The following is a 25950-nucleotide window of genomic DNA, read 5'->3' as shown; positions in this document are numbered from 1 at the left end:
CCGCCGCTGACTTCCTGCAACCAGGCATCGAACACCGCCGCGCCGCTGGCCACGTCTTTAATGTCGATGGCACTGATCGGCACGATGGCCACTTGTGGGCCACGTTTTTCTGCAACAGCATTTTCAGCCGTCATGACAGCATCTCACCCGCCAGCAGGCCGGGGGTTTTGAAGGAAAGCTTGGGAGGGGTGAAGCTCGGCAGCGCAGGCAGGCTCGGCAGAGCGCCGCTGCTGTTGGCCAGATTCAGCAAACTTGAGGCGCTCGGCAACGCAGCGCTGGCCAGTTGCGCAACGCCTGCTTGCACAGTGGTTTTGACGTTTTGCGCTGATTGCATCGCGCCTTGGGCGGTCTGGATTACGCTCATACCGCTTTGCACCGTGGCCATGCCAGTCTTGGCCATGTCCAGGCCGCTTTTCGCCAGGCCCTTGCCTTGCTCCAGCAACTCGGCACTTTTGCCTTGGCGCGGCAACAGGTCGGTGATCATGTTTTGGATCGGGCCGGGGAGGCTGTCCGAACCCGCATCGCCGGGCTTTTCACGCGGCCATTGCGGTTGGCCGATGTAGCTGCCCACGCTCCAGGTGTCGGACGGGTCGGGCCCAAACTTGACCCGTGCCGGTCCCGGTGCAGCACCTGCCACGGCGGCGAAACCTTTGGGGTCGAGCGCGCCCTTGATGCTTTTGCCCAGTGCGTCGATCACTTCAAAATCACCGCCCTTGATGCCTTGGCGGTTGGCGTACTGGTTGAACAGTTCCAGGTTGCCCTTGCCCGGTTTCAGCGGCTCGGGGAATACCCCGGCCAGACTCTTGGCACCGGTATAAGCAAAGTTGGCCGCGTGCGCCGTGTACGGGCCAGTGGTGACGTGGGTGATGCCGCCTGCGTTATAGGTCGTGGCGCTGCCGCCGCCTTGAATCACCAGCTCGGTTTTAGCGGTGAGGGTGATGCGGTCTGCGTTGGCGGTGATATTGAGTTTGGCCAACAGGTTGATGCTGTCTTTCAGCGCCCGCACGTCGATGTCGCCCGATGCGGCCACCAGTCGCCAGCCCAGATTTTGCACAAACAGGCGCATGCCTTGGCTGGCACTGGCCAAGAGTTTTTTACCAATTGAAAGACTGGTGTGACCGGTGCTGCTCAGCCCCAAGTGCTCGCCGGTCGCAATGTGGGTCGAATTGGGCGTGCTCAGCGCGATACCGGCCGGGCTCGCCAACACCAGATGCGGCTCGGTGAATTCAGGGAATTCGTTGGCGCTGACGTTGGCCGGACCGCTGCCGGTAATGCCGCGATGCTGAGCAAACAACGCCTTGGCCACCTCGTCTTGGTCACCGGCTTCCTGCGCCTGATTTTCCATGGCTTGCATGGACAGGCCGTCTTGCTGATCGCTGGCAGTGGCCAAGCGTTCGGCGGTTTCGGGCAGGTCTTTGTGGTGCTTGGATTCGTTGGGACGTGGCTCGGTCGTAATCAGCAAACCCGCCGCTGCACGTACGGCGCCGTGGCGGTCGGTGCGCAGTTCAAAGCCTTCGCCACGCGGCTGCCCCCCCGAAGGTCGCGGATGAGTCAAATAGCCCAAGTTGACCGCGCTCGCGCCGTGGTCACTGCGCAACGCGATGCTGATTTCGCTGGTGGTGTCGTCGATGCGCAGTTCGTTGGCGCGACTGCCTTTGTACTCTTTGCTTTTGACCGTGGCTAAGGTCTTGAGCTCGGGCAATTTGTACGGCGGCAGGTTCACGCCGTGGTACAGGCAGCCGGTAATCAGCGGCTGGTCCGGGTCGCCCTCAAGGAAGGTAATCAGCACTTCCATGCCAATGCGCGGCAGGTTGATCGAGCCAAAACTCATGCTCGCCCAGTTCGACGCCACACGCATCCAGCAACTGGTTTTGTCGTCGAACTTGCCCTCGCGGTCCCAGTAGAACTGCACTTTGACGCGGCCGTATTCGTCGCAGTAAATTTCTTCGCCTGCCGGCCCCGTAACCATCGCGCTCTGGCTGCCCAGCACTTTGGGCTTGGGGTGTTTGAGTGGCGGGCGGAACGGCACGTCCCACGGGATTGCGCTGAAGGTGTTGCGATAGCCCTGATGGAAATCGTCTTTCAAGTCTGTGACATCGCTGGTGACCGACTCTTCCAGCACCTGCGGCTGCTTGCCGTGGTGGGTGATGTCGATCAGCAGCCACAGGTCATTCCATGTCGCATTGGCGTGCGCGGTGAGCGGCATGAAATGCCCGCTGACCAAGGTGGGCTGATCGCTTTTGCCCTTGGCCAGTTGGTAGTCGGTACGATGGCGTTCGAGGTTGCGATTGGCCAGGTGTTTGCCGCGTTCGCGGTCTACGAAACGACCGGGATAATCGTAATCCTCAAGGTCCGGCACAGCCTTGCTTTTGGCGTCGCTTTCCAGCTCGATGCGCGGTTTGGTGAAGTCATAATCGCGGCGCGTGACGCGGCTGGTACGCGTCGCTAAACGCATGCCAAAGCGCTTGACCATCGGCGTGTCGGCCACCAGCCCAGTGTCTTGTTGATACGCCACCGGTGCCAGTTTTGGGAAGATGGTCTGGTCGTCGCCAAACACCAGCAGGTGCGCGCCAGGGCTGTGCTGGAAGTGAAAGTGGATGCCTTCTTCCTCGCACAAGCGCTGGATGAAGGTCAGGTCCGATTCGTCGTACTGCACGCAATACACCCGCTCAGGATAGGTTGCGCTGAGCTGGAACTTATAATCGCTGGCCAAAATCCCGTGTTCTTCCAGCACCTGGGCGATGATCTGGCGCACAGTCATTTGCTGGAAGATTCGCTGGTTGACCCGGTGCGCCAAATACGACAAATGCGGGCGCAGCGACAGGTGATAGCGGGTCAGGCGCTTACCGGCTTCGCCCCGGGAGATGCTGTACACCTGCCCGTGAAAACCGGTGCCGGTGGTTGAAATCTGCAAAAACGCCTGCTTGTGCAGCAGGGTTTCGAGGTCGAGGAAAGGCCGCTCGCTGACCAGCTCCAGGTCAAAAACGAACGGCGTGTTCAGGGTTTCGCGGCCTTTGAAGGCCAGCACCTGAAAGTCCGCCCCGTCGAGGGCCAGCGTGAAATGGGGCTGATGAGCCGGTGCGAACATCCCTTGTCCCTCATGCAGTGCAGCGATTTTCGTCGTGTGGAAACAGGCGCCGAAAACAGAAAAATTCTGGGGTCATGCACGCACCGGCCCGCAACGGCCCGGTGCGCTAAAACGCTCGCGCAGCCTTAGCCCGCGACCGGAGTACGCCAATCATCCGAACCGGATGTACCGGACACTTCGTGGGTCCAGGTGATTTTGCGGTAGGTGAATTCCACGTCTTCCAGATGGGTGAAGTGCGCGTTCGACGGGTCCTGGCAGTTGTGCATGTAGTCCTTGATGTCAACGATGATCGCGTCTTCAAGTTTGGTGGTGTAGTAATGCTCTTGAGTACCGGCAGCCGAGGTGCGGAACCACTGGATTTCGATCTCGGTCAGGCGCTCGCCTGAGGTCAGCGCAGCCAGCAGCAGCGGCGAGGACTTGTCGAACACCTTGGTGATTTTTACCGGTTTGTGCACACGCTGACCGGTCGGCTGACCGGACTGCGGGTCACGAGGAATGATCACTTCGTGGCTGAAGCCCTGAACCATGACCTGGTCTTCATGACCTTCCTGATAGGTATTGCCCACTGAGTCCGCGGTGAACGCACCGGCAGTGATCAGACCCTGTTTGGTGCCCGTGATGGACATATACGCTGGCGTCGCCATGGAGGCTCTCCTTGCTGAAAAAAAGGACTTGAAAGGCCCAAATGCCGTTCAAGTGCTGGTAATGACAATCAAGGTTCGTGCCAACATAAATAATAACCATATAAATCAGATAGATAGCTAAAGTAAGCGTATGAAATGACCAATTTTCAGGTAGGTAGCATGGATAAAGTGCGCAAGAAGTTGCGCAGTACTGCGCAACTTCTTGCGCACTCGTCTACAGCTACCGGTTTATATACGCTGTGGCGATGTATCCACACGGTTATCCACATTTAAGTGCGCAACTTCTTGCGCAGTTGGTGTTTGTCATAAATGTCAATTTTGTTGATTTTAAGAAGTCAACGGGTAATCAGATTTTGTGTAGCGCTTTGCGTATCAGATGTGCGGCATATCTGTACTGTTTTTTGCGGGAGCAGGTTGTTAGTAGGGTAAATTGCATGGATCTCCGACTTGTCGCATTTATGCATGTAAGTCAGATCCTTTATTTTTGTAAGAATCGTCTTATAGGCGCGGATCTGTTCTGAGTGGATTATTGTCGACATTGTTTGCAGTGTTCATGATTAAATTACAGTCTGTATTTAAAGCTGTTAAGCCATTGATTATAAATGGCTAAACCCTGATTTTAGTGGGCGGAAATTGGTCCTTTTAGACGTGAATCCAAGGCTTTTCAAAGAACTTTCAGAGTAGGGGCGTACCTGAAAAATAAGCGCCTATTCATTTGCAAGATATGAAGGTCATGATTCTTTACGACGAACGGGAATCAATTTTTTGGTAACTTCTGTTTTATTTTTTGTGTATTCTCTCGGCCCGCATCAAGTATCAAAGTGCCATAAAGGCATGTGTGAGGCTTGATTGAGAAGCTGTTGGATCCTCTGTGCTCATGCACACCATCCACGGTACTTTCTGCATTTGCCAGGAGGCACGAACGCCCAGCGTTCAATCATCAAGGAGGCATAGATGACGTATTCAAGCACGCTAATGGTTCGCTATGCCGACTTGGCCCGGCAGCCTATTTCAAGTGATAACTTTGCCGGCGACGAAGTTCGCTACTCCAGTGAGTTCGAAGCCCTGGAAGCCGAGCTGGAAAAGGCCCAGTCGCTGCACGCCAGTGGCCCCATCGACTGGTTGAAAATCCAGGAAAACAGCGAACTTATTCTCCGAACATCCTCCAAGGATTTACGTGTCGCGGCCTGGCTGACATGGGCCTTGCACCTGCGTGAGTCGTTTGTGGGGTTGCATGCCGGATTAGGCGTGTTGGTGTACCTGTGTGAGCACCACTGGGAGCAGTTTCACCCCGCCAAAGCGCGCACTCGGGCCGCTGCGATTGCTTGGTTGGTGCCGCGTCTTGAGGGTGCGCTCAAAGATGACGTGCCGATCAAAGAGCAACTGCCGCTGTTCCGCAGCCTGGTCAAGCAGTTGCAAGCGCTGGATGCGGTGCTGACACAACACCTTGACGATGCTGCGCCGTTGCTGCTGCCCATTCACCGGCGGCTGGCAAACATGGTTCAGCGCGCGGCGAACAATGAGCCCGAACCTGGCGTGGTAGGGGCGGTGGTGGCTCAGGTCAAGCAGGCCGCGACCCAGTTATTCACGCCCGGCACCCCGATTGATAACGAAAAAGACGCACAAAAAGCGCTGCGCACCCAGCAGGACAGCGCACGGCCGCTGTGTGCCTGGTGGCTTAAACAGAAGGCTACGGATGTGCGGGCGCTACGCCTAAATCGTACGTTGATGTGGATGGCGATAGACGCTGTACCTGAGCGTAATAGTGAGCAAGTTACCGTGCTGCGGGGGTTGCCCGTCGACAAACTCAAGGCTTATCAGGACCGCTTTGCCCAAGGTCAATATGCCGATCTGTTGGTCGAAGTCGAAGCCAGCCTGGGCAAAGCGCCGTTCTGGTTCGATGGGCATCGCATTGTCTGGGAGTGTTTGCAGGCGCTGAATGCCGAGATCGCCATGCGTGAGGTGGAAATCCACTTCAGCCTGTTGATTCAACGTTTGCCGGGCATCATCGAATTGCGCTTTCACGATGGTGCGCCGTTTGCCGACCCGGCGACGCGGGCGTGGATCAGCGCCAATGTCATGCCGCACCTGCAAAGCACCAGTGCGCCGCGCAAGGTGGAAGTGACCGCCACTCAGCCCGCGTGGGAATTGGCCCTTGAAGCGGTGCTACCGATTCTGCGCAAGGACGGCCTCAAGCCCGCCGTACAGACCCTCAAACAAGGCTTGCAAAACGCTCAGGGTGGACGTGTCCGGTTTTTTTGGCAGTTCGCCCTCGCGCGGCTGTGTTTTATGGCCAAGAAGTACGAGCTGGCCAAGACCCAGCTTGAGACCCTGGACCACACATTACAGGACTCAGGCCTGCATGCCTGGGAGCCCGATCTTGCGCTGCAAGTACTGCATTTACTGCACAGCTGCTGCGAACTGTTGCCGCAGAACCATGCCGTACGTGAACGCAGGGATGAGATTTATCGCAGGTTGTGCCATCTCGATCTCGAAGTGGTACTCGAATAGGCCCAAGGGTCATACACGCAAGGAAAAAAACCATGGCCAAAGAAGGCTCGGTAGCCCCCAAGGAACGCATCAACGTCACCTTCAAGCCCGCCACCGGTGGTGCTCAGGAAGAAATTGAACTGCCGTTGAAACTACTCGCCATCGGTGATTACACCCACCGCAAGGACGAACGCAAAGTCGAAGATCGCAAGCCGATCAGCATCGACAAAATGACGTTCGACGAAGTGCTGGCCAAGCAAGAACTGAGCCTGACCTTGAGTGTTGCCAACCGCCTTCAGGAAGAGAGCGACACTGAAGAATTGGCCGTGAAATTGCGCGTTAACTCGATGAAAGACTTCAACCCGGCCAGCCTGGTTGAGCAAGTGCCGGAGTTGAAAAAACTGATGGAGCTGCGCGACGCGCTGGTGGCCCTCAAAGGCCCATTGGGCAATGCGCCGGCCTTTCGCAAAGCCATCGAAAGCGTATTGGCCGACGATGAATCCCGTGGTCGCGTACTGGGCGAGCTGGGCTTGAACGCCGCCGCCCAGGACGCTTGAGTCCCCATCAGCCAAGGAAGACAACGCAATGAGCACCAACGCAGCGCAGCAAAGCAGTACCGAAAACGGCGAATACAGCATTCTTGACAACATCATCGCCCAGACGCGTCTGACCCCGGACGACGAAGCCTATGACATCGCCAAGCGTGGCGTGTCGGCGTTTATCGAAGAGCTGCTCAAGCCGCAGAACAATGGTGAACCCGTCAAGAAGGCCATGGTTGACCGCATGATTGCTGAGATCGATGCCAAGCTCAGCCGTCAAATGGACGAAATTTTGCACCACCCTGATTTCCAGTCGCTGGAATCGTCGTGGCGTGGCCTGCAACTGCTGGTTGACCGCACCAACTTCCGCGAAAACATCAAAATCGAAATCCTCAACGTGTCTAAAGAAGACCTGCTGGACGATTTCGAAGATTCGCCAGAAGTGATGCAGGCCGGCCTGTACAAACACATCTACACCGCCGAATACGGCCAGTTTGGTGGTCAGCCTGTGGGCGCGATCATCGCCAACTACTTCATGTCCCCAAGCTCGCCCGACGTGAAGCTGATGCAGTACGTGTCCAGCGTGGCCTGCATGTCCCACGCGCCGTTCATTGCAGCGGCCGGTCCCAAGTTCTTCGGTCTGGAAAGCTTCACCGGCTTGCCTGACCTCAAGGACCTCAAGGACCACTTCGAAGGCCCGCAATTTGCCAAGTGGCAGAGCTTCCGCCAGTCCGAAGACTCGCGCTACGTGGGTTTGACCGTGCCGCGCTTCTTGCTGCGCAACCCGTACGACCCCGAAGAAAACCCGGTCAAGTCGTTCGTCTACAAAGAAACTGTCGCCAACAGCCACGAGCACTACCTGTGGGGCAACACCGCCTACGCGTTTGGCACCAAGCTGACTGACAGCTTCGCCAAGTTCCGCTGGTGTCCGAACATCATTGGCCCGCAGAGCGGTGGTGCGGTTGAAGACCTGCCGCTGCACCACTTCGAAAGCATGGGCGAAATCGAAACCAAGATTCCGACCGAAGTACTGGTGTCTGACCGCCGTGAATACGAATTGGCCGAGGAAGGTTTCATCTCTCTGACCATGCGCAAAGGCAGCGACAACGCCGCGTTCTTCTCAGCCAGTTCCGTGCAAAAGCCCAAGTTCTTTGGCATCAGCGCTGAAGGCAAGGCCGCCGAGCTGAACTACAAACTGGGCACCCAGCTGCCGTACATGATGATCGTCAACCGTTTGGCTCACTACTTGAAAGTGTTGCAGCGCGAGCAACTCGGTTCGTGGAAAGAGCGCACCGACCTTGAGCTGGAACTTAACAAGTGGATCCGCCAGTACGTGGCCGACCAGGAAAACCCGAGCGCCGAAGTGCGGGGTCGTCGTCCATTGCGTGCAGCCCAGATCATCGTCAGTGACGTTGAAGGCGAGCCTGGCTGGTACCGCGTCAGCTTGAACGTGCGTCCGCACTTCAAGTACATGGGCGCCGATTTCACTCTGTCGCTGGTTGGCAAGCTGGACAAAGAGTAAACGGAGCGTCTGATGACGGGATACGGCAGCCTTTTCGAACGCCTCAATGGCGATGCGGACAAACGCGTCGGCTGGAGCCGCGAGGTGTCGGCGATGGCGTCTGTGGCTGCCCACCTCGCCAAGATGCTCAGCACCCGTGCGGGCAGTGTGCAAACGCTGTCCGATTACGGGTTGCCCGATCTCAATGACATGCGCCTGAGCCTGCACGACTCCTTGAGTCAGGCACGTTTGGCGATTGTGGGTTTTATCGAAGCCTACGAACCGCGCTTGAGCGAGGTGCGTGTCGTTTCTTTGCCGCGGGATAACGATCAACTGCGCCTGACCTTCAGTATCGAAGGGCTGCTGGAAGTTGAGGGTTTGAAGCGTCAAGTGACGTTCTCCGCCTGCCTGGACGGCAGCGGTCAAGTCAAAGTGACCTGAAAATTGCGCGCCGCAACAGGGCGGCGCATCGCGAGACGTGAGCAGTTCCTTATCGGTCCGGGGGTGGGCAAAGCCTGGACGGGCAGGGCAGTTTTTTCATGAGTTTTAAAGCCGGGAAGGTATTTCGTGTCCTTTAACCACTACTACCAAAGCGAACTCACCGCACTTCGCCAGTTAGGTCGTCGATTCGCCGAGCGCAGCCCGGCGTTGGCCCCTTTTCTGGGGCAAGCCGGTCGGGATCCGGACGTGGAGCGGTTACTGGAGGGGTTTGCCTTCCTGACCGGGCGTCTGCGCCAGAAGCTCGACGACGAGTTGCCGGAGTTGAGCCATTCGTTGATGCAATTGCTGTGGCCCAACTACATGCGTCCGTTGCCGGCGTTCAGCATTTTGCAGTTTGACCCGCTGACCTTGCCGGGCCCTGCACTGAGGGTGGAGCGCGACACACCGGTAGAAAGCGTGCCGATTGATGGTGTGCGCTGCCGCTTTCGCACCTGTTACCCGACCGACGTCATGGCGCTCGACCTGACCGCCCTCAACTATTCGGTCAAGGGTGACGGTTCGTTGCTCAGCTTACGCCTTGAAATGAGTGCTGACGGCCACTTGGGAGAGCTGCAACTGAGCACGTTGCGTTTGCACTTTGCTGGCGAGCGTTACATCAGCCAGATGCTGTACCTGAGCCTGCTGCGCAATCTGGAAAGCATCGAACTGGTGCCGTTGAACGCTGCGGGCAAACCGCTCGATGGCGTGGGCGGGCGCCCGATGGCGTTCAAAATGCCGGGCGACCGCGTGCAGCTCGTCGGCTTCGCGGAAGAAGAAGCGTTGATTCCGTACCCGCTCAACACCTTCCGTGGTTACCGCTACCTGCAAGAATATTTCGCGTTTCAGGACAAGTTTCTGTTTGTCGATGTCAATGGGCTGGACATGCTCAAGGCGTTGCCACCCGACACGCTCAAACAGATGCGCGGCCTGGAACTGCGCTTTGACATCCGCAAGAGCGGTATCCAGCGCCTGCGCCCCACACTCGACAACGTGAAGCTGTATTGCACGCCGATTGTGAACCTGTTCAAGCATGACGCGCTGCCGATTCGCCTCGACGGTAAACAGGACGAGTACCTGCTGTTGCCCGCGGAGTACGAGCAAGAGCATTGCGGTGTGTTCTCGGTCGAAAGCGTGATTGGTTGGAAACCCGGTGGTTTGGGTTATCAGGACTACGTGCCATTCGAATCGTTTGAGCATGACCCCAGCTTCGATGTGCCCACCGCCCGCGCGCATTACAGCATTCGTCAGCGCTCGTCGTTGCTGCACGGCGGTCTCGATACGTACTTGAGTTTTGGTATCCGCCAGAGCGAAGCCCACGAAACCCTGTCGATCGAGCTGACCTGCACCAATCAGAACCTGCCGCGCAAACTCAAGTTGGGTGACATTTGCCGGGCATGTGAAGCAACCCCGGAGTTTCTGACTTTTCGCAACATCACGCCTGCGACCGCCAGTTTCGCGCCGCCGCTCAATCGCGATTTCCTGTGGAAGTTGATCAGCAACATGTCGCTTAACTACCTGTCGCTGGCCGATGTCAATGCATTGAAGGTGATTCTCGAAACTTACGACTTGCCGCGCTACTACGACCAGCACGCAGAGAAAGTCAGCAAGCGTTTGCTGGGCGGTCTCAAGTCGATCAAGCACCAGCACGTAGACCGCTTGCACCGCGGGTTGCCGGTGCGCGGGTTGCGCACTGAGCTGACTGTCGACACCCAGGGGTATATCGGCGAAGGCGATCTGTTCGTGTTTGCGTCGGTGCTCAACGAGTTTTTCGCACTCTACGCCAGTCTTAATTCGTATCACGAGTTGCGCGTAAAAAGCACACAGGGAGAGGTGTACCAATGGACACCCCGTATGGGCCTTCAGCCGCTTCTTTAAGCGGGCTGAGCCGGGTAATACGCGAGTACTCGCTGTTCCAGGCCGTGTTGCTGGTGGTGGACCGCTTGCGTGAAGCGCATCCCTACCTGAGCGAAGACGATCTGTACGACCAATTGGAATTTCAGGCCAACCCCAGCCTCGGGTTTCCGGGCAGTGATGTGGACCGGGTTGAGTTTTTCAACGAGCACGGGCAGTTGCGCGCACGCCTGCGGTTCAACTTGATCGGGCTTGTAGGCGCCGGTTCGCCCTTGCCTGCGTTCTATGGCGAGCAGGCGCTGGGCGACAGCGAAGACGGCAACCCGACACGCAACTTTCTGGATGTGTTTCACCATCGCCTGCAACGGCTGATGCTGCCGATCTGGAAAAAATACCGCTACCGCGCCAGTTTTCAGAGCGGTGCGCTGGACCCTTTTTCGGCGCAACTGTTTGCGCTGATTGGCTTGGGCGGCGAAGAGATTCGTCAGGCCAAGGAGCTGAACTGGAAACGCTTGCTGCCGTATCTGGGGTTGCTCAGCTTGCGGGCGCACTCGGCGGCGCTGATTGAGGCAGTGCTGCGTTACTACTTCAAACACGCGCAATTGACCATCGAGCAATGCATTGAGCGTCGGGTCGAGATTCTTGAAGAACAGCGCAACCGTTTGGGCCGTGCCAACAGCATGCTGGGTGAAGACTTGGTACTGGGCGAGCGGGTGCGCGACCGCAGCGGCAAGTTTCGTATCTACATCCGCGAACTGGATTGGGAGCGTTTTCATGAGTTTTTGCCCATCGGGTTCGGTTATCAACCGTTGTGCGCGCTGGTGCGTTTTACCTTGCGCGATCCGCTCGACTACGACATCCGCCTGGTGCTGCGTCAGGAAGAGATCCGCGAACTGCGCATTGGCGAACAAAACGCCTGTCGTCTGGGCTGGACCAGTTGGCTGGGCCGCGAGCGCGCCGACGGTGTGGTGACGCTGGGCAGCAAAATACATTAAGGACTGATGACACATGATCAACGTAGACCTGCAACAACTGATTCAGGCGCTGGACGCCGACACCCGTCGCGACCTCGAAAGCTCGGCTGAACGCTGCGTGGCCCGCGGCGGCAGCAAAATCCTGGTAGAAGATTTGCTGCTGGGTTTGCTTGAGCGTGCGCAAGGCTTGTTGTCGCGAGCGCTGCAAGACGCGGACGTGGACGCTGGAGAATTGAGTGCGGCCTTGCAGTCGCGGGTTGAACACAGTGCGTCGCGCAACCCGGTATTTGCTCCCGAACTGGTGCAGTGGCTGCAAGACGCTTTATTAGTGGCCAACCTGGAGCTGGGTCAAAGCCAGGTCGATCAAGCGGCGTTGATCCTGGCATTGCTGCGCAATCCGATGCGTTACGCAGGCAGTCATTACTTGCCACTGCTGGCCCGGTTGAACATCGAGCGTTTAAAGGCGTTTGCCCTGTCGCTCAAAGAGCAACCGGCCACCGGTAAGCCCACTGCGCCGGGTGAGTCGTTGCTGGAGCGCTTCACCCACAACCTGACGCAACAGGCTCGCGACGGCAAACTCGACCCGGTGCTGTGCCGCGACGATGCGATCCGCCAAATGATCGACATTTTGGCTCGTCGCCGTAAAAACAACCCGATTGTGGTCGGCGAAGCCGGCGTGGGTAAAACCGCGATTGTGGAAGGGCTGGCTTCGCGCATTGCCGCCGGTGAAGTACCGCAGGTCCTTAAAGGTGTTGAATTACTGGCTTTGGACATGGGTTTGTTACAAGCCGGTGCCAGCGTCAAGGGTGAGTTTGAACGTCGCCTTAAAGGGGTGATTGACGAAGTCAAAGCGTCGCCCAAGCCGATCATTATTTTTATCGACGAAGCCCACACCTTGATTGGCGCAGGCGGCAACGCGGGTGGCTCCGATGCTGCCAACCTGCTCAAGCCCGCGCTGGCTCGTGGCGAGTTGCGCACCATTGCAGCCACCACCTGGTCGGAGTACAAAAAGTATTTTGAAAAAGACCCGGCCTTGGCGCGGCGTTTCCAACCCGTGCAACTGCACGAACCCACCGTCAGCGAGGCGGTGACGATTCTGCGCGGCTTGGCCCAAGTCTATGAAAAAAGCCACGGCATCTACCTGCGTGATGACGCTGTGGTGGCGGCCGCTGAGTTGTCTGCACGCTACTTGGCCGGACGTCAACTGCCTGACAAAGCGGTGGATGTGCTCGACACCGCCTGTGCCCGTGTGCGTATCAGCCTCGCGGCCGCGCCCCAGCGCCTTGAGCAATTGCGCGGTGAGCTGGCCGAAGGTGATCGCCAGAGTCAGGCCCTGCGTCGGGATGCCGAAGCCGGTTTGCAGATAGACCACGAAGCCCTTGACCTGCTCGAAGACCGTTTGAGCGATGCTCAAGACGAGCGATTGGCCTTGGAGGCACTGTGGAGCGAGCAAAAGCAATTGGCTGAGCGTTTGCTGGAGCAACGCAAAGCATTGGCGACGGCGCGCATCGCTGCTGCCGCAGCCCCGCGGGTGGCCTTACAGGAAGATGCCGAAGGTCTAGTCATTGAGACGCCGGAAAATGATGCACCGAGCATCGAAACCCTTGAGGCGGCACTCAATGAAACCCATCGCAGCTTGACCGAGGCCCAGCTCACTGAGCGTCTGGTCAGCTTTGAAGTGTGCCCACGGCTGGTGGCTGAAGTGATCAGCGCGTGGACCGGTGTTCCGTTGGCGCAACTGGCGCGTGAGCACAACGCCAAGGTGGCGAATTTTGCCACCGATTTGCGCACGCGCATTCGCGGGCAGGATCAAGCGGTGCATGCACTCGACCGTTCCATGCGTGCCACAGCTGCCGGGTTAAACAAGCCCGATGCGCCGGTGGGCGTGTTTTTGCTGGTCGGTCCCAGCGGCGTCGGCAAAACCGAAACGGCGTTGGCACTGGCCGACTTGCTGTATGGCGGCGAGCGTTTTATCACCACCATCAACATGTCCGAGTTTCAGGAGAAACACACGGTGTCACGCCTGATTGGCGCGCCGCCAGGCTATGTGGGCTATGGCGAGGGCGGCATGCTCACCGAAGCGGTGCGCCAAAAGCCGTATTCGGTGGTGTTGCTCGATGAAGTCGAAAAGGCCGACCCGGACGTGCTGAACCTGTTTTACCAAATCTTCGACAAAGGCGTGGCCAATGACGGGGAAGGGCGTGAGATTGACTTTCGCAACACCCTGATCCTGATGACCTCAAACCTGGGCAGCGACCGTATCTCACAGCTGTGCGAGAACGGAGCACGGCCATCGGCCCAAGTGCTGGAAGACACCATCCGCCCGGTGCTCAGTCACCACTTCAAACCCGCACTGTTGGCGCGTATGCGCGTAGTCCCGTACTACCCGGTGGGCGGCCCGGTGTTGCGCGAACTGATTGAGATCAAACTGGATCGTTTGGGCGAGCGCCTGGCGCGTCGTCAGTTGGACTTCAGTTATTGCCAGCCGCTGGTGGATCAATTGGCCGAGCGTTGCACCCAGAGCGACAGTGGTGCGCGGCTGATTGATCACTTGCTTGATCAGCACGTGTTAACGCTGGTTGCCGACCGTTTGCTCGACGCCATGGCCCAAGGCGTGAGTCTCAAACGCGTGCATGCCACGCTTGACGCCAATGCCAGCGTGATCTGCGAGTTTGCTTGAGGTGGGCGTGATGTTTAAGCAAGTGGCACAACCCTTGGTGTATGCAGAGGCCTTGCTCGCGCAGTTTGCGAACCTGTCGCATGCACCTGATGACGCCACGTTGTTGGGCCGGTTTGTGCAGGGGCTGGCAGAACTCAGCGGCTGCGAACTGGCGCAACTGTATTTGCTGGACGCCACCCACACCTGCCTGGGCTTGAGCGCCGAGTGCCTGAACGGGGTGGTACAACCCCGTGAAGCGCAGTGCCTGCCCGCCGATTACAACGGGGAGCAGTTACTGCAATTTGCGCTGTGCCAAAACCGGGTGCTGTGCCTCAACGCGCTGAGTTCCAGTCTGCACGAGACCAGCTTCCTGCCCGCGGGCGTGGCGTGGCAGTCGTTGCTGTGCGTTCCGCTGGTCAACCAGAAGCAATCGGTGGCAGGCGTGCTGCTGTGCGCCAGTCAGCACGCTGTTGAACTCGAAGGTTTTGCGCACTCACTGGCCCAACTCGGCAGTTTCGTACTCGGACAACTGCATCTGTTGCAATCATTGCGCAGCTCGGCAGGCGTCCCCCCTGCGGCGCTGGTCAGCGTGCCGAGTGCCAGCGGCTATGGCTTGATCGGCAAAAGCCCGGTCATGCGTCAGGCTTATTCGTTAATCAGCAAAGTACTGCACAGCCCGTACACCGTGCTGCTATTGGGGGAAACCGGCAGCGGCAAGGAAGTCTTTGCCCGCGCCATCCATGACTACGGCCCGCGTCGTTCACGGGCCTTTATTGTGCAGAACTGCGCGGCGTTCCCGGAAAACCTGCTGGAAAGCGAGCTATTTGGCTACCGCAAGGGCGCTTTCACCGGGGCGGATTGCGACCGCCCCGGCCTGTTCGATGCGGCCAACGGCGGCACTTTGTTACTGGATGAAATTGGTGACATGCCGCTGTCGCTGCAAGCCAAGCTGCTGCGTGTGTTGCAAGAAGGCGAGATCCGGCCGCTGGGGTCTAACGACACGCACAAAATTGATGTGCGCATCATTGCCGCGACGCATCGCGACCTCGCAGTACTGGTCAGTGAAGGCAAATTCCGTGAGGACTTGTATTACCGACTGGCGCAATTTCCCATTGAGTTACCCCCGCTGCGCCAGCGCGAAGGCGACATTTTGGAGTTGGCACGGCACTTCGCCGACAAGGCCTGCACCTTCTTGCAGCGCGACGCCGTGCATTGGTCGCAGGCGGCGCTGGACCATCTGCTGGCTTACACCTTTCCGGGTAACGTGCGTGAACTCAAAGGCCTGGTCGAACGTGCCGTGCTGCTGTGCGAGGGCGGGGAGCTACTGGCCGAGCATTTCTCGTTACGCCCCGACCTGGCACTGGAAGACAGCCCCCTGAGCCTGCGAGAACGACTGGAGCAGGTCGAACGCAGTTGGTTGCTCGACAGCCTGCGCAAAAACGATGGCAACCAGACCCTGGCCGCCCGCGAACTGGGGCTGCCGCGCCGCACCTTGCTGTACCGCATGGAGCGCCTGAATGTTCAGGTGGGTGAACGCGATGGTTAGTTAATGCTCTTGCGTGCATCTCATTCGATTGCGGCAGGCCGCGCGTCCAGCGCCTGCCTGTGAAATTTGTCTACCCAGGAGACCCTCCGATGCCTGTTCGTCACTGGCAAACCGTGCTGTTGGCCCTCGTTGTTGTCTGCGGCCTTGGCGGCTGTAACGGCAATTACAAATTCAATGACAACACCTATCGCCCATTGGGTGATCCGCAGGCGGTCAATCGCGGCAAGTGACCGCAAGGAGCAAGATCATGGAACTGGTTTTCGAAATGCTGAACACCAAGCAATTCGTGCCTACAGAGCTGTGCCAGAAAACCTTCACCCCCAGCGGTGGCGTGATCGGGCGCGGTGAGGATTGCGATTGGGTCATTCCTGACCGCAAGCGTCACTTGTCCAACCGCCACGCGTTGATCAGTTACCGCGACGGTGTGTTTTACCTGACCGACACCAGCAGCAACGGTATTCAGGACCGTGACACCGGTGCGCGCCTGCCCAAGGGTGAAGCGCTGCGCATCGAGAGTGGGACGGCCTATGTACTGGGCGACTTTGAAATCCGCGCCCGGCTGATTCGTGACCCGGCCAGCCTTGACGTTGAAATCGGTCTGCCGCAAGCCGCGGGCAGCATCATTCCGGATGATGCGTTTTATGATCTTGACCCGCTCAATGCGCTCGGTCAGCACGAGCACGACGACGCGCACATTAATGAACTGATCAGCCCTAAAACCGCTGCCGAACCGCCGCGCCAGCGAGCCGATTACGCGCAGGTGGATCGCGAGCGCCTGATCGTACCGCAACTGATCAAAGCCCCTGTGGCAGAGCCTGCGGCGCCACCACCTGCGGTCGAGCGTCAAACTGAAGGATTTTGGCAGCACTTTGGCGCAGCGCTCGGCGTTGACCTCAACGAGCTTGATCACGATGCCCGAGAAGCCTTGGCCTTGAAGGCTGCGCGGTTGCTTAAACAGAGTGTGGGAGGGTTGCAGCAGAGCCTGCGCACCCGCAGCGAGCTGAAAAACGAGTTGCGTCTGGCGCAAACCACTGTTCAAAGCACGCAAAAGAACCCGCTGAAAGTGGCCATTGACGCCAGTGAAGCGCTGGGCATCCTGCTTGCGCCAGGCCGTCCGGGACAGTTGTCGGCCGAGCAGTCTGTTGCGCGAGCCTTTCGTGATGTGCAGGCGCATCAGGTGGCATTGCTGAGCGCCAGCCGGGCGGCGTTGCGTAGCACGCTGGAGCACTTTTCGCCCGAGCGCCTGACCCTGCGATTTGAGCGTGACAACAAGCCTTTGTTGGCCACCTCCGGCAGCCGCTGGAGAGCGTTCGGTCGCTATCACCAGGCGTTGCAACAGGACGATGACTGGAGCGAACGCCTGTTGGCCCGTGACTTCGCGCAAGCCTACGAAGAACAGGTGCGCTTGATTTCTTCCCTTCACAACGACTACCAAGGATGAAGCGCATGTCTTGCTGCTCGCCCCGTTTGTTTCACACGCTGCTGGCCTGCGCCGCCCTGGTGCTGATGGCGGGCTGCTCGACCCTGTCACCGTATTCGACGCTGACCAAGGTCAATCTCAAACTTCAAGCCAGTGATCAATTGAACCCTGATCTTAACGGGCGTCCTTCACCTGTGGTGGTGAGCCTGTTTGAACTCAAACACCCGGTGGCGTTTGAGAATGCGGACTTTTTCAGTCTGTATGAGCATGCCAAAGAGGCACTCAGCCCGGACATGGTCGCCAGCGAACAGCTTGAGTTGCGCCCAGGTGAAACCCTGGAGTTGAAACTCACCGTAGAGGAGGGCAGCCGTTATATCGGCATCCTCGCGGCGTACCGCGACCTGCCTGACAGTAAGTGGCGCTATACGGTTGAAGTCACCCCGCAAGAGACAACGGACGTGGCGTTGATCCTCGATCAGAGCGGCATTCTCAACGCTCAAAAAATGCTCGCCAAGGCGGATGACTGATCATGAATGCGCACAAAGTCATTTGGCAGGAAGGCATGCTGCTGCGTCCGCAGCATTTTCAACATAACGATCGTTATTACGACCATCAGATGAAAACCCGCACGCAGTTGCTGGGCAGTTACATCTGGGGGTTTCTGGGGCTGGAAATCGATTTGCAGTTCCTCAGCATGGGCAAGCTGGTGGTCAGTCAGGCGTCGGGGATCTTGCCCGACGGCAGCCTGTTTGAGTTGGGCGGCAACACTGAACCGCTGGCCCTCGATGTGCCACCCAACACCGGCAATACGCCGATTTACCTGGCGTTGCCGCTGGTCACCGGCAACCACATTGAAGCCCGCCGCCCGGAGCAATCCGATGTGTTGGCGCGTTACACCGCCTACGAGTCCGAAGTCACTGACTCTAATGCAGGCGATGACTCGTCCAGCCAGGTGAGTTGCGCGCGGCCGGATTTTCGTTTGCTGCTGGGTGAGCAGCAGAGCGATCAGGCGTACGTCAAGCTCAAGCTGTGTGAGGTGCTCGACACCACGCCCGATGGGGTGATCAGCCTCAACCCGGACTTTGTGCCGACGTTTATCCAGGCGCACTCTTCGAGCTATTTGCTGTCGTGCCTCAAAGAAATCATCAGCATGCTCGGGCACCGTGGCGACACCATTGCCGAGCGTATTCGCTCCAACGGCAAGGTCGGTGGTGCTGAAGTCGGCGATTTCATGATGCTGCAACTGATCAACCGTACCGAGCTGTTGCTGCGCCATTACCTGGGACTTGAGCAGGTCCACCCCGAAGAGCTTTACCGCACGCTGCTGACCATGCTGGGCGAGCTGGCGACGTTTTCCAGCGACACCAAACGCCCGCGTCTGGACAGCCGTTATCAGCACAGCGATCAGGGCGCCAGCTTTCGCAAGTTAATGGACGCGATTCGCCAAGTGCTGTCGATGGTGCTGGAGCAGCATGCTATTGAGCTGGTGCTGCAAGCGCGTCAATACGGGATTCTGGTGTCACCGTTACACGACCACAAGCTGCTGGCCTCGGCCTCGTTTGTGTTGGCCGCCAGCGCCAACTGCGACAGCGAAGAGCTGCGCCATCGCCTGCCTGCGCACCTGAAGGTCGGCCCCGTGGAGCAGATCCGCCAGTTGGTCAACCTGCACCTGCCCGGGATCAAGGTTAAACCGCTGCCGGTTGCGCCGCGCCAGATCGCTTTTCATTCCAATAAAACCTATTTCATTCTCGAACTCAGTCCTGATGACGTGGCACAGCTGGAGCGCTCCGGTGGTTTTGCATTCCATGTATCCGGGGAATTTGCCGAGCTTGAACTGAAATTCTGGGCCATCAGGAACTGACCGACATGATCAAGGACATGGAACATAGCCAGGACGAAAAAACCGTGCTGCTTGACCGCAAAGGCCAAGGGCCCGGCGCGGGTCCGCTGACTGACTTCGCCTCGCCGCCGCGCTTTGAACAGCTCGAAGAACGGATGATTTACGCCGCGCGCCTGCGCCCGACGCAAACCTTCAGCATCAGCCTCAATTCATTGGTCGCCGCCGCTTCGCAGCTGTTAAGTGAGGTGGTTCGGCTCAAGCACAGCGAAAGTCGTGAGGATTTGCTCCCGCTCAACGAGCGGCTGACGGCGGCGCTCAAAGTGTTTGAGGTGCGCGCGCTGCACAACGGCGCGGAAAGCAGCCAGGTCATGGCGGCCCGCTACGTGCTGTGCACAGTCGTCGATGAAGCGGTGGTGACGACGACCTGGGGTAATGAAAGCGAATGGTCGCAGATGAGCCTGTTGAGCAGTTTTCACAACGAGACGTTCGGTGGCGAAAAGGTTTTTCAGCTGCTCGATCGACTGTCCAAAAACCCGGTCAAGCACTTGCCGATGCTGGAGTTGATGTACCTGTGCCTGTCGCTGGGCTTTGAGGGCAAATACCGGGTCCAGCCACGCGGCATGCTGGAACTGGAAGGTATCCGCGATGCGTTGTATCGCCAGATCCGCCAACTGCGCGGCGATGTTCCCCGCGAGCTGTCACCGCAGTGGGAAGGTTTGAGCCAGCAGCGACGCCATCTGGTGCGCATCGTACCGGCCTGGATGGTGGTGCTGTTTACCGCCGTGTGTCTGGTGGTGATGTATTGCGGTTTTGCCTGGGTGTTGGGTGAACAGCGCGAAACGGTATTGCAACCTTATCAGCAGCTTGATCCGGCGTTGGTTCAGCCTGATGCCGCCGCCGTTAACAAGGACGTGTGATGAAACAGTTTTTCAAAAAAATCGGCGCATTCTTGTGCAAGACCTGGGTCTGGACCCTGTTACTGCTCCTGTGCGTGGCGCTGCTGGTGTGGTTTGTCGGGCCGCTGTTAGCGGTCAATGACTACAAGTTCTGGGAAGGTTCGACCTCGCGGCTGTTGACCATCAGCGCGCTGATATTGATGTGGGGCCTGTTCATGGTCTACGTCAATTGGCGCGCTGGAGTGCGCAAGCAAGTGTTGCTGGACAGCGAAGACGGGCAGGCCCGTTTGCAGCGCGAAGAGCAAATCGAGAGTGAACGCAAAGCGCTCAAAACGCGCTTCAAGGACGCCCTCAACACCCTCAAGACCTCCAGCGTGTATCGCGGTCGCAGCGAGCGCTGGCGCAATGATTTGCCGTGGTACTTGCTGATTGGCCCACAGGGCAGCGGCAAAACCAGTTTGCTGGACTTCTCGGGGCTGGAGTTCCCGATCAACAAGCTGGACCGCAAGTTGACCCGCGATACCCAGGGCACGGCTTATTGCGACTGGTACTTCGCCGATCATGGGGTGTTGATCGACACCGCGGGTCGCTACCTGACCCAACCGGATGCCGAAGTCGATGGCAGCGGCTGGCACACGTTGCTGAGTTTGCTGCGTCAACGGCGGCGCAACCGTCCCTTGAATGGCGTGCTGGTGACCATTCCCGTGGAAACCTTGCTGGACGGCACTGACGGTGAGCTGGAGGCGTTGGCGCGTCAAGTCCGCGCGCGCTTGCAAGATGTACATCAAAAGCTGCACGTCGATGTGCCGGTGTACCTGGTGTTGAGCAAGGCAGACCGTTTACTGGGGTTCGATGAGTTCTTTGAACAATTAAGCCGCGAAGAAAGCGATCAGGTATTGGGTACCACGTTGCGCAAGGAGCAAAGTGGCACCGATGTCGCGGTTTTACGGGCTGAGTTTGAAGAGCTGCTGCGCAGGCTTAATAGCCAGGTGATCATGCGCATGCATCAGGAACGTGACACTCAGCGCCGTGCGCGAATCCTCGATTTCCCGCATCAGTTAGGCCAGATCGGTGAACGCATGTGCCTGTTTGTGGACATGGCCTTTACCGGCAATCGCTACCAGCGTGTCAGCCAGTTACGTGGTTTTTACCTGACCAGCGCGCCGCATGTGTCACACGTGACGGACAACAGCGAGGAGGATGACCTCAACAGCCTGAGTGCTGGCGCATTGCCTAACCTGCACCGGGGGCGTGCGTGTTTTATCCATCATTTGTTCAGCCGGGTGATTTTTCCTGAGGCTGATCTGGCAGGGTTGGACAAGCGCGAACGCAGCCGCATCCATTGGGGCCAACGGGCCTTGTATGTGGGCGCGCTGGCCGCCTTGGCGCTGTTTGGCGTGTTGTGGGCCGGTGGCTTTTCGGCTAACTATGAACGCCTCGAAAACCTGCGCACATTGGCTCAGGAGTGGGTACAGCAGCGTGCAGCGTTGACCGCTCGTGACGACGCCCGTGCAGTGCTAAAGCCGCTGGATACGCTGTATGCGGCGACGCAAGTGTTTCCCAAAACGGGGGAGGTGTCGTACCTGGAACGTGGTGGTCTTTATCAGGGTGAGGCGGTCAATCCCGTGGTCACGCAAGCGTATGACCAAGCGCTTGAAGCCCAATTATTGCCTCAAGTCGCGACGATGCTTGAGGGGCAGATTCGTACCAACCTCAAGAATCGCGAGCGCCTGCTTAACAGTTTGCGTGCCTACTTGATGCTTAACCTCAAAGACCGGCGTGATGCGGCTTGGCTCAAAGACTGGGTTGCCACCGACTGGTCGGTGCGTTACGCCGGTAACACCGAGGTGCAAAACGGCTTGAATACGCACTTTGAACGTTTGCTCAAGCAACCGTTCGTGTACCCGCTAAACGAACAGTTGGTGGCGCAGGCGCGTCAGGTATTGCGCAGTGAGTCGTTGGCCAACGTGGTTTATCGGATGTTGCGTGAGCAGGCGCGCAGCTTGCCGGAATACCGGTTGAGTCAGCACCTGGGGCCGCAGGGCGGGTTGTTTATCGGCACAGACTATGTGATTCCGGGGTTCTATACCCAGAGCGGCTATCAGCAGTATTTCTCGGTGCAGAGCACCACGCTGGTCACCGACATCCTGCAAGACAACTGGGTGTTGGGCGAAGGTCCGGGCATGAGCGGGATGGACTTGCGCCGCCTGATGGTGGAGCTGGAGCAGCTGTATTTCCGTGACTACGCCAACTATTGGGGCGAAGCCGTGGGCCGAGTGGCGCTGCAACCGATCAATGATGCCGGTGAAGGTGCCGAGCAATTGGCGGGCTTGACCTCATCCAACTCGCCCGTGCTGCAACTGCTGGTTGAAGTGCGGGAAAACACGCGCTTCCAGGCCATCGCCGACAGCGTCGAAGAAGCCGGTGAGGCCACTGAAGCATTGGGCAAAAAGGCCGCAAAAGCAGGCAAGGCGGTTAAAGCAGTGGCGGGCAAGGCATCGCAAGTGTTGACCGCCAAACTGCCAGACACCGCCAAAAAGTCGTTGCAGCGCCGATTTGAACCTTTGCACCGTTTGCTGGATGACAACAACGGCCCGGCCGCTGATTTGACCCCGGCGCTGCAAGCGCTCAATGACTTGCAGTTGCAACTGACCAGCCTGGCCCGTGCCAGTGCGCCAGAGCAGGCGGCCTATGAAATGACCAAGGTGCGCATGAGCGGTCAGCGCGATGCGTTGAGCAGTTTGCGCAATGCCTCGGCGCGTTTGCCGCGCCCGGTGGGCACCTGGTTCAACGTATTGGCCGAAGACACCTGGCGTTTGCTGCTTGACGATACTTATCAGTATTTGAACCAGCGCTATCAGAGCGAGTTGTACAGCTACTACGGCAAAGCGATCAACAAGCGCTATCCGTTCTATGCCCACAGCACCAGCGACGTCGCCATCAGCGACTTCCGCGAGTTCTTCAAGGCACAGGGCATTGCGGACAAGTTCTTCGACACCTACATGCGCGCCTTTGTCAGCGGTGATCCGGGTAACTACCGGTTGCGCAGCATTGATGGGCACAGCTTGCCCATCTCCAAGGCATACCTGGACCAGATGGGGTCGGCGCAGGTGATCCGTCAGAGTTTCTTTGCAGAGAATCCGGCCGAGCCGCAGGTGCAGTTCAAGCTTGAGCCCTACACGCTGGACGCGGCGGTCAGTCGGTCGCAGTTCACCTTCGGCGACAAGGTCATTGAATACCGCCACGGGCCGATTGTGCCGGTGGCGTTCAAATGGCCCACGGAGGCCGCGGATGGTCGAACCAGCCTGGTACTGGACAAAATGGTCGGGCGCCCGGTGGGCATCGAGAAAAATACCGGGCCGTGGTCACTGTTCCGTTTGTTCGACCTGATGCAAACCGAGTCGCTGACCGGCCGTGACGTGTTGGTGCTAAAAGCCGATCTTGGCGGCCTGCGCGCTAACTATTTGTTGACCAGCCCGCGCACACCGAACCCGTTTGACATGAGTGTGATCCGCACTTTCCGTATGCCGGTGCAACTCTGATGCCGGTGAGCGGTGCCTGGCGCAGCGCGGCGCGTACCGATGCGGGCAAGGTGCGGGCGCGCAACGAAGATGCCTTTCTGGAGTGCCCGCAACAGGGGTTGTGGGTGGTCGCGGACGGTATGGGCGGTCATCAGGGCGGTGATATTGCCAGCCAGTTGATCGTCGCGAGCCTGGCAGACTTGCCGACGCAGGTGGATTTTGACGAGCGCCTCAAGGGCGTTCGTCAGTGCCTGCACTGGCTGAACCGGCGGTTGGGCCAAGAGCTGACGGTCACCGCCGGGCGCCATGACAGCATCATGGGCAGCACGGTGGTGGCGGTGCTGATGGAAGGCAACCGTGCGGCCTGTATCTGGGCCGGTGACAGTCGCTGTTATCTGTGGCGTGGGCAGCGTTTGTACCAGCTGTCCAAAGACCACTCCTTGCAACAACAACTGATTGATGAACAGCAGATGAGCGTCGAACAGGCCAAGGCGCATCCGTCGGCTCATGCCTTGACCCGGGCCGTGGGGGCCAGTGAGCAATTGACCCTCGATGTACTGGAGTTGGAGACGTTACCCGGTGATGCTTTTTTGTTGTGCAGCGATGGTTTGTACCAAGGCTTGAGTACGGACGCGCTTGGCCATGCGTTGAACTTGCCCGCGCCGCAGCAGGCGCTGGAGCGGCTGTTTAACGGTGCGTTACGTGGCGCTGCACGGGATAACCTGACGGCCGTGGTGATACGCCAATGAGCCTGCCCGACAGTGTGATCGACGACTTGCTGCTCAGCGCTGAGCATGCCAGTAACCTGACTTATTTTGCCTTTGCCAAGGCGGTGTGCGACACGCCAGCTGGCCCGCCCACCCGGGCCAGTGTCGGGCAATTACCGCAAGTGCTGGCGGCCCGTTACCAGCTCGAAGGCTTGCTGGGTGCGGGTGGGATGGGCGCGGTGTACCGTGCGCGGGACTTGCTGCATGAGCAGTACGGCGATCCGTCACCGTACATCGCCATCAAAGTGCTCAGCGAAGCCTTCGCACAAGCCCCTGATTGCAGCGCATTGCTGTACAGCGAATTCGCCCTCACGCGGCATGTGCGTCACGACAACGTATTGCGTCTGCATACGTTTGAGGTCGACCCCGACAGTCAGCACGCTTTTATCACCATGGAGCTGATGCGCGGGTTAACGCTGGACAAGCTGCTGTGTGAGCGGCCCCAGGGCCTGGCGTGGGACGAATTGCGCGAGATCGCCTTGCCGTTAATGGATGCGCTGGCTCATGCCCACGCACGTGGGGTGCTGCACGGTGATCTCAAGCCCAGCAATGTGATGGTCAGCGAAGACGGTGTGCGCCTGTTTGATTTTGGCCTGGGGCAGGCCGAGGAGGGCGTTCTCAGTGGCCTGCCGCAGTTAAGTCGCAGCCGTTTTAATGCCTGGACGCCCGGCTATGCGGCCCCTGAACTGCTGGAAGGGCAACCGTTGTCGGCCCGTGCGGATGTTTTTGCCCTGGCGTGCGTGCTGTATGAGTTGGCCGAGGGTAAACATCCGTATCAGCGCCTGCCCTCAAACACCGCACGTGAGCAGGGTTTGCACCTGCAACTGCGTGCGCCGCGTAACGTGCCCAAGCAGTGTTGGCCTGCGTTGCGAGCGGCGCTGAGTGTTGATCCGGCAGAGCGCATCATCACCGTGCAGCAACTGCGTGACGCCTGGGCCAGCACGTGGCGTGGCTGGCTGTGGGGGTTACCCGCTGTGCGTTGCATTGCCCACAGGGTGAGTGAGCGTTTCGGGCGTTTCTGAGAGCGCTGCCTGTGCGTTTGCTTCGTGGGTTAGCTCAATGGAGGCGCGCTTGAGATAACGCCGGATGCGACCGTCTCGGGTTTGCGTCACACGAAAACCGTCGAGCACCAGACCCAGTACGAAGGTCATCGCAACGGCGGTCAAAATGTACTCCAGCGCCTGCGTCGACCAGCCTGAGGTTTTTTGCAGATAAGCACTGAACAGGCTGACCAGAATCGAAATCATGATCATCGTCATGAAGTGCTGGTTGATCAGAAACGGTTTTGGCGGCTGGCTGAGGGTTTCAGAGTATTCGCTAATTGCTTCAAGGCGGGCCGGGGTGTAGCCGAGCGCTTTGATACGTTGCATGAACAGCGCGTAAGCCAAGTAATCAACGCGTTCAGACAGGCGTTGCTGAGCGATATCGTACTGCTCGTATTCGCAGGGGTAGAGGCGGGTCAGCAGTTTGTCGACAGATCTGAAGAACACGATCATGGCCAGGGCAATACCGGTGACGCACGCAACCGGGCCCACTGGGTGGTTGAAAATAAACAGCGTGCCTGACAGGGCAATGATCAGCCCGAGCACCCCCAGGGCTGGCCCCAGCGCCCGCCAGCGGCCATAGCTTTTTAGGCGTGGGTAGCTAAAAACCCGATTGCTTTCGATGTAGAGCTGCTTGATCTGCGACCAGTGTTTATGCATCGGTCCGGTCCCTGTCTTCCCAAATCATGGT

At 58.5% G+C, this 25950-nt stretch carries 19 protein-coding genes; 16 read left to right on the top strand and 3 right to left on the bottom strand.

Annotation, left to right across the window (positions count from 1 at the left end; genetic code table 11):
* Nucleotides 1-130 precede the first annotated feature (130 nt).
* Both TU86_RS19240 and TU86_RS19235 read right to left on the bottom strand, forming a co-directional pair.
* A complete protein-coding gene (locus TU86_RS19240; protein ID WP_048365900.1) occupies nucleotides 131-3088 on the bottom strand; it encodes a type VI secretion system Vgr family protein in 2958 nt (985 codons plus the stop codon).
* A 125-nt stretch (nucleotides 3089-3213) separates the two neighbouring features.
* Nucleotides 3214-3732, bottom strand: a complete 519-nt coding sequence (locus TU86_RS19235) for an Hcp family type VI secretion system effector (protein ID WP_048365899.1) — start codon at nucleotides 3730-3732, stop codon at nucleotides 3214-3216.
* A 954-nt stretch (nucleotides 3733-4686) separates the two neighbouring features.
* Here TU86_RS19235 and tssA point away from each other — a divergent pair.
* The 16 genes from tssA (at nucleotide 4687) to TU86_RS19155 (ending at nucleotide 25238) form a co-directional block, all read left to right on the top strand.
* Entirely contained in the window at nucleotides 4687-6243 is a 1557-nt protein-coding gene (gene tssA, locus TU86_RS19230; protein ID WP_048365898.1) for a type VI secretion system protein TssA, read from the top strand.
* A 32-nt stretch (nucleotides 6244-6275) separates the two neighbouring features.
* Entirely contained in the window at nucleotides 6276-6779 is a 504-nt protein-coding gene (gene tssB / locus TU86_RS19225; RefSeq protein WP_048365897.1) for a type VI secretion system contractile sheath small subunit, read from the top strand.
* Between the two features lie 28 nt (nucleotides 6780-6807).
* Nucleotides 6808-8283 carry a type VI secretion system contractile sheath large subunit gene (tssC, locus tag TU86_RS19220; protein ID WP_048365896.1) on the top strand — a complete coding sequence of 492 codons (1476 nt, stop codon included), beginning with the start codon at nucleotides 6808-6810 and terminating at the stop codon, nucleotides 8281-8283.
* Nucleotides 8284-8295: 12 nt separating this feature from the next.
* Entirely contained in the window at nucleotides 8296-8703 is a 408-nt protein-coding gene (tssE, locus tag TU86_RS19215) for a type VI secretion system baseplate subunit TssE (RefSeq protein ID WP_048365895.1), read from the top strand.
* Between the two features lie 126 nt (nucleotides 8704-8829).
* On the top strand, nucleotides 8830-10617 hold the full coding sequence (gene tssF, locus TU86_RS19210; protein ID WP_048365894.1) for a type VI secretion system baseplate subunit TssF: 1788 nt from the start codon (nucleotides 8830-8832) through the stop codon (nucleotides 10615-10617).
* A complete protein-coding gene (gene tssG / locus TU86_RS19205; RefSeq protein WP_048365893.1) occupies nucleotides 10581-11588 on the top strand; it encodes a type VI secretion system baseplate subunit TssG in 1008 nt (335 codons plus the stop codon). Before tssF ends, tssG begins: the two co-directional genes overlap by 37 nt.
* A 13-nt stretch (nucleotides 11589-11601) precedes the next feature.
* Complete coding sequence (tssH, locus tag TU86_RS19200; RefSeq protein WP_048365892.1) at nucleotides 11602-14247, top strand: type VI secretion system ATPase TssH; 2646 nt, start codon at nucleotides 11602-11604, stop codon at nucleotides 14245-14247.
* A 10-nt stretch (nucleotides 14248-14257) separates the two neighbouring features.
* Complete coding sequence (locus tag TU86_RS19195; protein ID WP_048365891.1) at nucleotides 14258-15772, top strand: sigma-54 interaction domain-containing protein; 1515 nt, start codon at nucleotides 14258-14260, stop codon at nucleotides 15770-15772.
* Between the two features lie 89 nt (nucleotides 15773-15861).
* Complete coding sequence (locus TU86_RS19190; RefSeq protein ID WP_048365890.1) at nucleotides 15862-16002, top strand: hypothetical protein; 141 nt, start codon at nucleotides 15862-15864, stop codon at nucleotides 16000-16002.
* Nucleotides 16003-16019: 17 nt separating this feature from the next.
* Nucleotides 16020-17213: a type VI secretion system-associated FHA domain protein TagH gene (tagH, locus tag TU86_RS19185; protein ID WP_048365889.1), complete on the top strand. Its 1194-nt coding sequence runs from the start codon at nucleotides 16020-16022 to the stop codon at nucleotides 17211-17213.
* Between the two features lie 5 nt (nucleotides 17214-17218).
* Entirely contained in the window at nucleotides 17219-17719 is a 501-nt protein-coding gene (gene tssJ / locus TU86_RS19180) for a type VI secretion system lipoprotein TssJ (protein ID WP_048365888.1), read from the top strand.
* A gap of 2 nt (nucleotides 17720-17721) precedes the next feature.
* Entirely contained in the window at nucleotides 17722-19053 is a 1332-nt protein-coding gene (tssK, locus tag TU86_RS19175) for a type VI secretion system baseplate subunit TssK (protein ID WP_048365887.1), read from the top strand.
* A 5-nt stretch (nucleotides 19054-19058) separates the two neighbouring features.
* Nucleotides 19059-19949, top strand: coding sequence for a type IVB secretion system protein IcmH/DotU (gene icmH / locus TU86_RS19170; RefSeq protein WP_048365886.1), 891 nt, complete (start codon nucleotides 19059-19061; stop codon nucleotides 19947-19949).
* Nucleotides 19949-23470 carry a type VI secretion system membrane subunit TssM gene (tssM, locus tag TU86_RS19165; protein ID WP_048365885.1) on the top strand — a complete coding sequence of 1174 codons (3522 nt, stop codon included), beginning with the start codon at nucleotides 19949-19951 and terminating at the stop codon, nucleotides 23468-23470. The genes icmH and tssM overlap by 1 nt, the downstream gene beginning before the upstream one ends.
* Entirely contained in the window at nucleotides 23470-24198 is a 729-nt protein-coding gene (locus tag TU86_RS19160) for a PP2C family protein-serine/threonine phosphatase (protein WP_048365884.1), read from the top strand. Before tssM ends, TU86_RS19160 begins: the two co-directional genes overlap by 1 nt.
* Complete coding sequence (locus TU86_RS19155) at nucleotides 24195-25238, top strand: serine/threonine-protein kinase (RefSeq protein ID WP_048365883.1); 1044 nt, start codon at nucleotides 24195-24197, stop codon at nucleotides 25236-25238. Before TU86_RS19160 ends, TU86_RS19155 begins: the two co-directional genes overlap by 4 nt.
* On the opposite strand, the gene TU86_RS19150 is transcribed toward TU86_RS19155, so the two are convergent.
* Nucleotides 25182-25919: a hypothetical protein gene (locus TU86_RS19150; RefSeq protein ID WP_048365882.1), complete on the bottom strand. Its 738-nt coding sequence runs from the start codon at nucleotides 25917-25919 to the stop codon at nucleotides 25182-25184. The genes TU86_RS19155 and TU86_RS19150 overlap by 57 nt on opposite strands.
* Nucleotides 25920-25950: the final 31 nt, after the last annotated feature.

This window comes from Pseudomonas weihenstephanensis, from assembly GCF_001043055.1.
Classification (GTDB): Bacteria; Pseudomonadota; Gammaproteobacteria; order Pseudomonadales; family Pseudomonadaceae; genus Aquipseudomonas; species Aquipseudomonas weihenstephanensis.
This window is presented reverse-complemented; position numbering and strand designations above follow the sequence as displayed.